Annotated in this window: 10 protein-coding genes; 6 read left to right on the forward strand and 4 right to left on the reverse strand. The window is 63.8% G+C overall.

What is annotated here, in order from left to right; translation table 11 throughout:
* Positions 1-93: 93 nt before the first annotated feature.
* On the reverse strand, positions 94-462 hold the full coding sequence (locus tag CH302_RS08770) for a histone-like nucleoid-structuring protein Lsr2 (RefSeq protein WP_037192094.1): 369 nt from the start codon (positions 460-462) through the stop codon (positions 94-96).
* Positions 463-1,592: 1,130 nt separating this feature from the next.
* On the opposite strand from CH302_RS08770, the gene CH302_RS08780 reads away from it, so the two are divergent.
* From CH302_RS08780 to CH302_RS08800, 5 genes are read left to right on the forward strand one after another with little or no spacing between them, the layout of a single operon-like run.
* Entirely contained in the window at positions 1,593-2,954 is a 1,362-nt protein-coding gene (locus tag CH302_RS08780; RefSeq protein WP_037192095.1) for a DUF1932 domain-containing protein, read from the forward strand.
* Complete coding sequence (locus tag CH302_RS08785; protein ID WP_037192097.1) at positions 2,951-4,291, forward strand: TRAP transporter large permease subunit; 1,341 nt, start codon at positions 2,951-2,953, stop codon at positions 4,289-4,291. Before CH302_RS08780 ends, CH302_RS08785 begins: the two co-directional genes overlap by 4 nt.
* Positions 4,291-4,587, forward strand: a complete 297-nt coding sequence (locus CH302_RS08790; protein WP_230596313.1) for a hypothetical protein — start codon at positions 4,291-4,293, stop codon at positions 4,585-4,587. Before CH302_RS08785 ends, CH302_RS08790 begins: the two co-directional genes overlap by 1 nt.
* A complete protein-coding gene (locus CH302_RS08795) occupies positions 4,584-5,585 on the forward strand; it encodes a cyclase family protein (protein WP_230596314.1) in 1,002 nt (333 codons plus the stop codon). Before CH302_RS08790 ends, CH302_RS08795 begins: the two co-directional genes overlap by 4 nt.
* A 56-nt stretch (positions 5,586-5,641) precedes the next feature.
* Complete coding sequence (locus CH302_RS08800) at positions 5,642-6,406, forward strand: IclR family transcriptional regulator (RefSeq protein WP_037192101.1); 765 nt, start codon at positions 5,642-5,644, stop codon at positions 6,404-6,406.
* A gap of 439 nt (positions 6,407-6,845) precedes the next feature.
* Here the strand turns inward: CH302_RS08800 and CH302_RS08805 are convergent, their stop codons facing one another.
* Both CH302_RS08805 and CH302_RS08810 read right to left on the reverse strand, forming a co-directional pair.
* A complete protein-coding gene (locus CH302_RS08805) occupies positions 6,846-7,061 on the reverse strand; it encodes a hypothetical protein (protein WP_037192103.1) in 216 nt (71 codons plus the stop codon).
* 181 nt (positions 7,062-7,242) lie between these two features.
* Entirely contained in the window at positions 7,243-7,758 is a 516-nt protein-coding gene (locus CH302_RS08810) for a hypothetical protein (RefSeq protein WP_037192276.1), read from the reverse strand.
* 328 nt (positions 7,759-8,086) lie between these two features.
* Between CH302_RS08810 and mobF the strand changes: the two genes are divergently transcribed.
* Complete coding sequence (mobF, locus tag CH302_RS08815; protein WP_037192104.1) at positions 8,087-12,130, forward strand: MobF family relaxase; 4,044 nt, start codon at positions 8,087-8,089, stop codon at positions 12,128-12,130.
* Between the two features lie 76 nt (positions 12,131-12,206).
* Here the strand turns inward: mobF and CH302_RS08820 are convergent, their stop codons facing one another.
* Positions 12,207-12,749 (reverse strand): hypothetical protein, encoded by a 543-nt coding sequence (locus tag CH302_RS08820; protein WP_037192106.1) that lies wholly within the window; start codon positions 12,747-12,749, stop codon positions 12,207-12,209.
* Positions 12,750-12,751: the final 2 nt, after the last annotated feature.

Raw genomic sequence — 12,751 nt, forward strand, 5'->3', positions numbered from 1 at the left:
AATGGAACTCCACTGCGCTACGTCCTGCACAGCCCGGGCAGCAGAGAGAACATGAAGCCGCCGCTCGCGCGGACGCCGGCGGCTCGCCGCCTGTCAGTGTGCGGCGTTGTACGCCTCTTCGATGTCGGCCGGGATGCGGCCGCGTTCGCTGATTTCGTAGCCCTGGTCGAACGCCCACTGCCGGATCGCCCGCGTCTGCTCGGGATCACGCTTGCCCGATCCGCCGACCGCTGTCGTGGCCGACGCGGCAGCGGGGGTGGGCTTGCGCTTGCGGCCACCGACTCGCGTCGCGTGTCCGACGTAGTAGTCGAGCTTCTTGTGAAACTCGTTCGCGTTCTTCACCTTCAGGTCGATCGAGTACTCGACGCCGTTGATTGCGAATTCGATCGTCTCGCCGGATTCGTCGTCGATAACCGTCCCGTCGATATCGTCCACCAATTGGGTTGTCACTTTTTTGGCCACAGTCGGAGAACCTTTCGTTGATACATTTGCAATGCGCAACCGCATCCGTACCCATGAGCGTAACCAGCGCCAATACCTGCATTCGTCATCGACACAATCAATCGAGCCGCCGCACGTTCGGATTCGATGCTCCGCACTCGACCTGACACGTGCCGCGGCAGTGCCGCCTCCGTCGCATCGCGAAGTTGTCGAACAGATCATAATCATTGCCTTGCAACGGTATTCGACCGCATGACCACGCTCGCACGTCCCCTTCTGAGCCACCCCTACGGTTATCGTGTTGGTCGTACGAGTCCTCCGAGTTTGACATGCAGGGGACCCCGACCAATCCACCCGCGGTCGCCGGCCCCTCTTCGGGGTTGACAGACCACCTTCGTCATGTTGAGCGGGGGCGTCTGGTCCGATCCTTTGGAAGCTACCCCTGTCGTGAACTATTACCAGGCCATCAGAATCTCATAGGCGCGGCCGCGAATGCCGCCGCTGGACATCCTCACGCGAAGCGTTAGGCCACGCAAGGTCTCGCGCTCGCCACCGCAGGAGAGCTTCCAATGCTCATCGAGGAAGCCGAGGGTGTACTCGGACTCATCGCGCACGACAACACCCGCAGGTGGTGCAACCGGCAGCACTGTCGTTTTACGACTGCACGGCGTTCGATCCCGACACCCCGGGTGTCAACCGTCAGCCGCTGCGAGGCGGCCACCTGCCGACAGGCTCGTTGATGAATCCCGTCACCAGACCTCGAAGAGGGCCGCGCACCAAAGATTCGCGGCCCGGCTTCGTGTGAAATACGCACTGGCCTGCGCAGTCAATGGCGTCGCCGAATTCTCGTTTCAGTCCTTCGGTCGAATGATCGTTGCCGAACCGCCGCGTGCCGGTGCTTTTCATGTCGCCAGCTGGCGACGCATTTTGGTCCGGACTTCATTTTCGTGAAGTTTGCAACGTCGGCCGATGAGCCACCTATCCGCAACGGCCCCTCGCGTCCAAGGTTACTTATCCGGAGCGCGATGAATTGGACGAGTAGCGCCCTGCATCGTGTGAGCCGTCTATGCGACCTACTTGACATCAGCCCTCTGCTGTGACCACCATTACAGCATTAAGTGATAGCAATTATCACTCTATGAGAGGAAGAAATGAAAGTTGCGATCCTGGGACTCGGTGAAGCGGGCACCCTCTACTCGTCGGGCTTTGCGGCAGTAGGTTGGGAGGTAACAGGTTTCGATCCCGCCGATACCGCCGCACCGTCGGACGTCGTTCGTTTCGACGACGTATCGGACGCGGTGGCCGGTGCAGACCTGGTTCTGAGCCTGACCAGCTCGAAGGTGGCCGTGCAGGCTGCGACGGCCGCGGCCCCGCACCTGAGCGCGGGAACGACGTACGCGGACATGAACTCCGCGTCCGCTGCCGTGAAGAATGACGTGGCCGCAGCGGTATCGACCGCCGTCGGCGTCGCGTTCGCCGACGTCGCCGTGGTCGGTTCCGTCCCGGCGCACGGGGCCCGCACTGCACTGGTCGTCAGCGGTTCGGGCTCTGGCACCGCGGCAGAGCACTTTCGCGCGTTGGGTGCTTCGGTCGAAGACATCGGCGGTGCGCCCGGCGATGCGTCACGGCGAAAGTTGTTGCGTAGCAGCTTCATGAAGGGCCTCGGAGCGCTGATCGTCGAATCCACCGAAGCCGGTGCTGCGGCCGGTGCCGAACAGTGGGTACGCGGCCAGATCGCCGCCGAACTGTCGGATGGCTTCGATGCCCTCGATCGACTGCGCGACGGAACCCGCAAGCACGCCGCCCGTCGCGCGGTGGAAGCCGCAGCATCGGTGGAATTGCTCGACGAGCTCGGTGTTCGTCCGGTTCTCGCCGCGGCCGCCGCCGAACTACACGCCTCGTTGGCCGACGCCGACGGACGCGATACCGGCGAACTCGCCGACGCCTACTCGGGGCTACCCGTCGCGAACATCGGCGATGCACGCCAACGAATGGGAATGGTCGACTCGGGAATTCATGCGATGTGGAAAGGTGCTCGTACCGTCGGGCGAGCGCGTACGGTGTGGACGCGAGCGGGAGACAACAAGGCCCTGCAAGCGGCGGTGGCGAAGGTGCTCCCCGGTGAGGTGATCGTCATCAACGGACATGGCGACCTCAACCGTGCCCTGATGGGAGAACTGCTCGCCGAGCGCGCCCGGTCCCGTGGATGTGTCGGCATGGTCATCGACGGCGCTGCGCGCGACATCGATGTACTTGAGGAAATCGGCTTCGGAGTTTGGGCCCGGGCGGTCAATCCGGCGGGCCCGTACAAGGACGGCCCCGGCTACAACGACATCCCCGTCGCGGTCGGAGGAGTCGTCTGCAACCCGGGTGATCTCGTCGTCGCCGATGACGACGGCGTCATCATCGTCCCCGCTGCAGAAGCCTTCGGCAGCCTGGCCGGTGGCCGTGCCGTCGAGGCCGACGAAGCGCAACGCCGCGCAGCAATCATCGCAGCCAGGGCCGCGTCATGATCGCCATCTGGGCGCTGGTGTCGTTCATCGTCGCCATCATCTTCTGGAACGCGGTGCTCAAACGAAACATCGGCGAGGCGATGATCGTCGGGTTCCTTGTGGTCGGTGCGTTCGCCGGCCGGAGCGCACCCGAATACATGTGGCACGGATTCCTCGACTCGATGCAGGAAGAGGTCACCTTCGCCGGACTGGCCTTCATCTTCATGAGCTTCGTACTGGCCAAGACGCCTGTCCTCGACCGCCTCATCGACATTCTGAACACCTTCTTCGGCCGCCTGCGCGGCGGACCGATTTATACCTCGACGGTGGCGGGTGGCATGTTCGGTGCCATCGCGCACGTCGGGGCGTCCGTCACTGCTGCAGTCGGATCCGTCACGGTGCCGTGGATGAAGCGATCCGGCGTCAGTGGCGAACTGTCCGCCACCGTCGTTGCAGGCTGCGCAGGAATGGGTGTGACCTTCCCTTTCAGCGCGACCATGTTCATCCTCGTCGGCTCCACCACCGTCACCGGTTTGATGGAACCCGATGAGATCATCCTTCCCCTTGCTCTTGCCGGATTGTGGTGCCTCGGTTACCGATTGGCACTGAACTACTATCTGGTCCGCAAGAACGGTCTGCAGCCCATCGCCGAGGAAGACCGCATTCCCGCTCGCAAGAGTCTGCGGGCCGGATGGACGTCACTGCTGCTCTTCGTTCCGATCATCATTCCGTTGCTGCTCACCCGCGGTCCGATTGCGGTTCCCATCGCCGAGTACACCGACCTCGTGATGTCCAGCGCGCTCAGCCTCATCACCTGGATCCCGGTCCTGATGATTCTTCTGGTGTTCTTCCTCGGCCGTCGTCATCTGCCGAAGACCGGCCGAGGATGGTGGAAGATTCTCGGCGACACAGCACCTCAGTTCGGCGTCATCGGTGTCACGATCGTGGCGGCGTTCTCCGCCTCGAACGTCCTCGGCGATCTCGGGCTTCCCGAGCAGCTGACCACCATGCTGGCCAACCTCAGCGCACCCGCTTGGCTGATGGCCATTCTGGTCGGCGTCATCATCGTCGTCATCGCCATCCCGCTCACCGCATCGGCCACGATGGCTGCCGTCGGCGGCGTCGCCGTCGCTGCACTGGTCGGAGTCGGGATACCCGCACCGGTTGCGGCCGCAGCCGTCCTGGTCTTCGCATCCACCGAGGGCGCGTCGCCCCCGTCTGGAGCCCCGATCTACGTTGCCGCAGGTATCGCACGCGTCGACCCGGCAAAGATGTTCGTCCCGTTGTTGAAGTACTACTGCATCCCGATTCTCGGCGTTGGAGTTCTCATCGCTCTCGGCCTCCTGCCAGTCAGCTGATGACCACTACGAAAGGAAAGTCCATGCTCGAAAAATGCATCTCGACGATCTTCAGGGTCAGCGTGGTGGCCTTCCTGCTCGGGGGACTGGCCATCGTCGTCCTTCAGGGCGGCGGACTCATTGCCGGTAACGGCGAGTTCGTCACGCACATGGAAGAATTGCTCGCCCCATGGGCATACGGGTCCGCCGGCGTTGCCGGGCTGCTCGCTTTCGCACTGTCGTACTTTCACCGACCCGACGACGAATCGTCGTCGACGGAGGATCCCGCTCGCACGGCAACTGCGGAACACGCATGACCGATCGACACGTGGCACCGGGTTTGCATATGGGGTCCCCGTATGCAGACCTGGTGATGCGCACCGACGCTGCACCGGCCGGATCAAGCTGGGGTTTGTTCGAGGATCCCGACCGGGGCACCGCCAATTTCGCCGGTCCTCAGCACATTGTGGAGGCGGCCCGGATCGTCACTCGCGGAGACTGTTTCAGTCTCGACTACGCGGTTGGAGCGTTCGATCCGCCGATGGCGCGTTCACGGTCCGCCCCGACGCATACCATCGTCAGCGCCCACGAACAATCGCGAGACGATCTGCTGGACCACTTCTTTCTGCAGACGAGCAGCCACCTCGACGGTCTTCGTCACCGCAGGGTCTCCGGTCACGGCTTCTACGACGGGGTCGACGACGCTGCCATCGTGGTCGGTGCACCACGCCTGGGTGTGCAAGCGTGGGCGGATGCACCGATCGTCGGGCGCGGATTGGTTCTCGACATCGAAGGGATGATGGTCGAGAACGGCACCCCTCTCGACCACCTCGACGGACCGGCACTGGACGCGGACACGCTCGACGACGCCGTTCGGGGACAGCAGGTCGATGTCAGACCGGGCGACTTGATTCTCGTCCATACCGGCTGGGCTCGGTGGTATCTGAATGCGACGAGTGACGAGCAGAATTCCGTCAGAGAGGGACGGCGCGCGACCGGTTTCGCGCAACACCCGGCGTTGCTCGAGTGGTTGTGGGACAACAAGATCGCACTGTTCGCCACCGACACGTTCGCGGTGGAGGTTCTACCGGTGCTTGAGGGCAGCCCGTTCCTGCATTCGGCACCTGAGGACAAAGGAATGATGCATCAGGAGTTGATCGGGAAACTCGGTGTTCCATTGGGCGAATTGTGGAACCTCACCGATCTGGTGGCAGATAGCCGCGCCACCGGAACATGGGAGGCCATGCTCACTGTCAAACCGCTGCCGATCGTCGGCGGTGTCGGCTCACCGTGCAACGCGACTGCACTGCGCTGACGTTTGTTTATCGCACAGTGATAAGTTCTCTTGAGCGATTTTTCGAGAGGACGACTATGGCAGCGCCAGCAGGCAACATGCGGTCTCTCGACCGCGCATTCGATGTCCTCACGGTTCTTCAGTCGGCCAAGCAACCCCTTCGGCTGAGCGAACTCGCGCGTCTTGCCGATCTGCATGTCGCCACGGTGCAACGCATCCTCGGGGTGTTGATGGAGCGAGGCTTTGCAGCACGATCGGCAGATGGGTACACCGCTGGTCCCGCCGCCCTAGCCGTGGCACACGCGTTCATGGTGACCAACCCGCTGAGCGTGCTCGCCCAGCCGATCCTGCAACAGCTCGCCGCCAATACCGGGTTCACCGCGTCGATTTATGTGCGTGTCGAGCACAGTCGGGTGCTCATCGCACGTGTGGAGAGCGATCATCCGCTGAGCTACGTCCTCCCAGTCGGCGAGCGACTCCCGCTTCATCTCGGCGGGGCGGGCAAGACGATCCTCGCAGAAATGAGTGGTTCCGAGATAGACGACGCCATGGCCGGGGTCGCCGAGATCGCGCATGCCGACGGGAGCGTCCTGACCAAAGCCGACTTTCGGGGTCAACTCGAGCAGATCCACCAAGATGGATACGCCTTCTCGATCAGCGAACGACTGTTCGGGATTGCATCGGTTACCGCTCCGGTGCACGCTCAGGACGGCACCCTGGCCGCCGTTCTCGGTGTGACGGGTCCCGCGGAGTCGTTCGGCGAGGGCACCCGCACCAAGGTCGTGGCCGAAGTTCGCCGAGCAGCAGCAATATTGGGAGCACGCGTCCCAACCAGCCGATGACGACAGCGGCGCACCGACGTCAAGAGAGCTTTAATCGGCGGCGCATCTACGCCATCCACCCCAGCTTCGGCCGCTTCGTCTAATAGCGACGTAGTTGAGGCCCGAAATTCAACACCGAATTTGCCGAGCGTCGACCCGCAATGATGAACTTAGGTTCTCTACGCAGCAGTCACCTTCTCAGAACCAGAGGCCGACACGTACTGTCTTCGTCGCGAAGCATTGCCCACAGGACATTTGCTCGGCGCGGGCCAGGCCAATGACTGCTCGGGTGTGACGTTTCCTCCGGCCCGCTATCGTGGGCAATAGGTTTCTGATTCGGGTGATGATCGGGTGCTGAGCTGCGCCGACTGATAGCACACACGCATCAACCGGCGGGTCGTACCGTTTTGGGTTTGTCCAGGCATCCGCTGATGCGCCCGAGGGCATGAAGATGCGGGTGTCACTGGCCAGGGCGGAAGGTGCTGCGCAACGCGCCGACGACGGCAGCGACGACGAATGCAAACACGATTGACGCAACAATCACGCAGATGCGAAACACGCCCCCAGCGATGATTTCCGTTGCCCGCAGAGGAGCGAACCACCAACCTGACCCGGATTTCCCGGCGCGCCACAGCGCTCCTACGACGATCAAGCCGATGGCAACAAGGGCGATCACGATCGTTCACCTCAGACCTCAAGCCGGATTCAACACCAAGTCAACGACATAACGCCTCGCCTTGGCTATGTGCAGTGGGCGTGCGTTCCCATTGCGTTCGCGAAATACCGTTGTGTTGCACTGAGTTCGAACCTTCGGTGTGTGCGGGCGTGAAGCCTGCGGCGCTAGCTCAACTCGTTTGTCAGGCGATGCTGCGCGCGCCCTCTTCATCCGCCCCCGCGTCTTCATCTATCCAAGGCTCTGCAGACGCAGTTGATGCGGAATCCCCAGGGCTCTCGAAACTTTCATCCGTGCTACTCGTGCCACCCGCGTCATTCTCTGCAGCCGGACCGATATCGGGCCTGAGGGTCGTACGTGCCGTCATCGTCGACTTGACCAACCGCGTCGCTTCGGGCACTGAGAGATCCACCAAGGCAGCGATGCTGGCGTATGTTTCACCGCGTTTCTTGAGCTCGGCCAGTGCTCTTGCGCGTCTCTCATACGCCGCTTCAAGTTTGGTTTCCGCGTCCCGCCGCAAGCGCTCGATCCTCGTGGTCACATCGTCGTTGATTTTTTGTTCGTCGCGGGTCGCATCGAAATACGAGATCAAATCCTGCTCCTGATTCTTCAAACGCACCTGTGCGTCCGACAATCGCTGCGCATTCGCCCGCCGAGCCCGTTCCCGAGCGCTGATCGGTCCACCGTTTGAGGGAGTCATGTCGGACAGGCTACCGCCAACAGGCTGGCCGGCGAAAGGGCCATACGCTCCCACGGTCGCCCTGATTGATCTGTCCTGCTACAACTTTCGTCCCTCATTGTCCATGCACGTTCTAATTCGTCCGAAATCTAGATACTATCGACTTCAGGTTTCGTGTATTACTTCGAAAAATGCCAAACTAAACGCCACACACCTCTTGCACTATTAGTGTCCATGGGCGGAATCTGCGTACTATCGCGACCGTGCCGCGCGATTCAGAAGCAGATTTCGAGGGAGATCGACTCGTGAGATCTCGTCGCATACCCGCTCGTCGGCGGCGGTGCCCGCGATGATGACCGTGCACGCGCTGCACGCCGGCGACGGCTACACCTACCTCACCCGCGAGGTCGCCAGTGACGACATTCACCGCGAACGCGGCCAAGACCTCACCGACTACTACGCCGCCGAAGGCACCGAACCGGGCATCTGGGGAGGGCGGGCCTCGGCCGAACTCGGCGTGTCCGGGTACGTCCGCGAGGACCAGATGAAAGCCCTGTTCGGCGAAGGTCTGCACCCCGAAGCCCAGGCGTTGATCGAGGCCGCCGTCCTCGACGGTACGAAAGCGAACGCCGCGATCGAGAGCGTGCGGCTGGGCCGCAAGTTCGCGAGCTTCCGCAACGAGGTGCCGCTGATGAAGCGCATCCGCGCCGAGATCGACAACGACCGCGCCGCCGGCGGAAAGTCGCTCACCGCCGAGCAGTGCCAGCAGATCCGCTACCGCGTCGGAGCAGACGAGTTCCACCACGAAGTCGGCCGATCACCGGCCAGCGAAGCAGAACTCGTCCGCTACATCGCCTCGCAGCAACGCCGCGAACGTCAACCCGTCGCCGGCTACGACTGCGTTTTTACGCCACAGAAGTCGGTGTCGGTTCTCTGGGGCCTGGGCGACGACGACACCCGCGTCGCGATCGAGCGCGCACACAGCGCCGCGGTGACCGATGCCATCGGCTGGGTCGAGGACAACGCCTCCTACACCCGCGTCGGCAAAGCCGGTGTTGGACAGATCGAATCGACCGGCCTGATGTACACCCGGTTCGATCACGGCGACAACCGCAACGGTGACCCGAACCTGCACACCCACGTCGCGATCTCCACCAAAGTGCAAGGCGTCGACGGCAAGTGGCGCAGCCTGGACGGGCGCGTGCTGCACAAGCTCGCCGTCGCCGCATCCGAGCGCTACAACACCCTCATCGAGGAGTACGTCACCCGCGAGCTCGGCACCGTGTTCGCCGACCGACCGGGCACCGGAATCAACAAGCGCGCCGTCCGAGAGATCGAGGGCATCCCCACCGCATTGCTTAGCGAGTTCTCCCGCCGTGACGCCATCGAGTCACGACTGGAAAGACTCGTCTCGGACTACCGCAAGACCCACGGCAAAGACCCCTCGACCGCGATGCAGATGCGCCTCGCCGACCAAGCGACCCTGGAAACCCGCAACGAGAAAGCACCCCCGAAATCGCTCGGTGCCCAACGCGTGGAATGGCGCGAACGCGCGCTCGACGTCGTCGGCCGACGTGCCCTGAAGTCAGCCTTGAAGAAGAGCATCGGGAACACGATCACCGTTACCGATGCCGCCTCGATCGACCACCGCGAGATCGCCCGCACCACAGTCGCCCGCATCGCACAGCAGCGCTCGAGTTGGAACCGCTGGCACATCCAAGCCGAGGTTCAACGACAACTACGGCCACTGGTGTTCGCGACCGCGGCCGAGCGTGACGGGGTCGCCGAGACGGTCACCGAAGCCGCGCTCGGCGCAGAGTCCATCCGGTTGACTCGCCAGGTCGACGCGACACCCAAGGCGCTGCAGCGCAGCGACGGGGCGTCGATTCTGACCGTGCACGGCAACGAGACCTACACCAGCGCAGCGATCCTCGCCGCTGAACACCGCCTCGTGGGAGCCGCCCACACCCCGACAGCGGTGATGGCACCTGCCCACGCCTACACCGCGGCCCTCGCCGCGCACACCCAACGCAAACGCTGGGATCTCGGCGCGGACAAGAAGGCACTCGTCGAGCACTTCCTGTTCTCGGGTGCGCTGCTGGCTGCCGGTGTCGGTCCGGCCGGCACCGGCAAGACCACCGCCATGCGCGTCGTCGTCGATGCGTGGCGCAGTACCGGATACGACGTGATCGCCCTCGGACCGTCCGCGAAAGCTGCCGACGTCCTGGGCACCGAGCTGGGTGTCACCGGCCGCACCATCGACGACGTGCTCACCCGATACGAGAACGAACTCGATACCGGCATCACCCCGGGGGCGATGATTCTCGTCGACGAAGCAGGCATGGCGTCGACACACAATTTGGACCGGCTGACTCACATCGCCGCCGAGCACGGCGCAGTGGTCCGGCTACTCGGTGACCCGCAGCAGCTCGCGGCCGTCGATACGGGCGGCGCACTGCGACTGGTCGCCCGATCGAGCGCTGCACCGGAGCTGGTCGACGTCCACCGTTTCCGCGACAAGGAAGAGGCCGAGATCTCCTTGCGACTGCGCGACGGCGACACCTCCGTCGCCGCCTGGTACGCCGCGAAAGACCGCGTGCAGCACGGCATGGCCGACGACCTCGCCGAGAAAGTCTTCACCGCCTGGGCGGAGACCTCGGAGACCGAGACGACGTCGCTGATGATCGCCAACAGCAACCACGCCGTCCGCGACCTTAACGACCGTGCCCGCACCGATCGACTCGCCAAGGGACTGGTCAAGAAAGGCGGCAACGACCTGTCCGACGGACTGCGCGCCAGCGCAGGGGATCTCATCGTCACCCGCCGCAACGACACGAGCCTGCGAGTCACCGGTACCCGGGGCGAACGAGTCTGCAACGGTGACTTGTGGACGGTCAAGACTGCGCACCGCGACGGATCGCTGACCGTGCGCCACCTCGAACACGGCGGGCGTATCCGGCTGCCGGCCGACTACGTCAAAGATCACTGCGAGCTCGGTTACGCCGCCACCATCCACCGCTCCCAAGGGATGACCGTCGACCAGGTTCATGTCCTCGTCGACGACACCATGAACCGGCAAGCCCTCTACGTCGCCCTCACGCGCGGCCGCGAGAGAAGCCATCTGTACGTGCCCATCGACCGGATCGTCGACCCGCACCTGATCCACGTGCACCCGGACAAGAAGATCGCCGACGAAGTCGTGCGGACCATCATCGGCCGCGACGGCTCGGCCGTCTCGGCGACCGAACAGCAACGCGACGCCGCCGTCGCGCACCGCAAGCTCGACTACAACGTCGGCGGATACGAGTACGCGGGAGAGCTCATCGACGCGCACCGTATCGAAGCGATCGTGCGCCAGAACATGGGTCCGGAGTTGGTGAACACGATGATCGCCGAAGCCGAATGGGACACCTTCGTCCACCAGTACCGCCGCGCCGAGCAGCTCGGCCTCGACGCCGCCCCCACCCTCGCCGCCGCCCGCTCGGAGCGCGAACTCGCGAGCGCCGACTCCGTCTCCGCAGTGATGCATTGGCGACTCGAAAAGCACATCGAGAACGGTGCCGACGAGATGCACGCCTGGGCGCAGAGCATCGAACCGACACTGCGCACCCAGTTCGGTGAGCACGCCGAGACCATCCTCGCCGACGACGCGGCGTGGCCCGACCTCGCCGCGCACCTACGCAATGCCGAACGCGCCGGCAAAGACCCCCACGCGGCGATCGTGGAACTGCGCCGTGGTGTCACCGAACCCGACCCGAGTGCAGCGGATCTGCTCGACGACGCCGAACGACGCTGGCCCCTCGGCCGAGAAGCACGCGACCACAGTGCCCCGAGCTGGGTGCTGCCACCGATGCAGAACCGGGAGGGAATCGACCCTGAACTCGTCGCCTGGACCCGCCGCCGATACACCGAGATCGCCGAACGCACCCGCGAACTCGGACAGCACGCCATCGACGAACAGCCCGCATGGACCCGCCACCTCGGCGAGGTTCCCGACTCCGGCGGTGCCCGACTGCGCTGGCAGATCACCGCCGGCCAAGTCGGGGCCTACCGAGAACAATTCGGCATCGACACCGACCGCACGCTCATAGGAGACCGACCCGAACACGGCGAAGCGGCCCGAGCATGGGATCAGGTGAACGCCCGCATCAAAACAGTCACCGCGCCCGCACCGGTGCCCGAACACGCAGGCACCGGACAGCAGTCGGCACCGGCCCCGCAACCCGCGACGCCCGATCCGATCGTCGATACAGACCGGACGCGACGAGAAGCCTCAGAGCAACGCGCCGCCGAACAACGCCGTCTCGCCGAGCAACGTAAAGCCGAACGTCGCGAACAACTGCGCCAGCAACAGGCCCGACGATCCGGGCCGACCCGCGGACCACGCATCTGAGACCGGCCACACGCACCTTCCGCCGCCATTAGCGGTACCGAGCCAGAAGCATCACCACGCCCGCAGCACGTCCTAGCTAGTGGGCGCGGCCGTTCCGAATCTCCATCGCCACATGCTGCGCGACAGCCTCGCTGACATCGCGTCCGCTGACCGGCACCGGGGCAACCTGACCGGTGAACTCGTCGTGGACATCGCGCGCGGTCATTGACCAGCGCGCCCGCATAACGGTTTGAGCCTCTTCCACGGGCACCATCAGCACCAACTCGAGGTCGTCGGTCTCAACCGTCTTCATCGGCCGCAGATGTCCAACATCGACTACGAGGTCGAGGCCGCCATCCGTGCGCTGCTCGACTCGAATCCACCCGTCGATCGCGGGGTTCGCGGGCGCGGGGTAGAACGGCTCCAACATCCTGGGAATAATCAATGGCTCCGGCCCCCACTTACGCGGCTGCATGGGAAGCAGGTCTGTAGCAATTTCGTCGTCGTGGTCGACTACGTCGAATGGTGGATCGAGGTGAATGACGACTTCCACGTCGTCAAGCGACCGCTTCGTCTTGTTGATCACCCGCACAGAGAATCCCGGCGCCGTGGTCACGACCGCGCCGCGTACATCGTCCACGG

It is taken from the genome of Rhodococcus sp. 15-2388-1-1a, assembly GCF_002259145.1.
Taxonomy (GTDB): domain Bacteria; phylum Actinomycetota; class Actinomycetes; order Mycobacteriales; family Mycobacteriaceae; genus Rhodococcoides.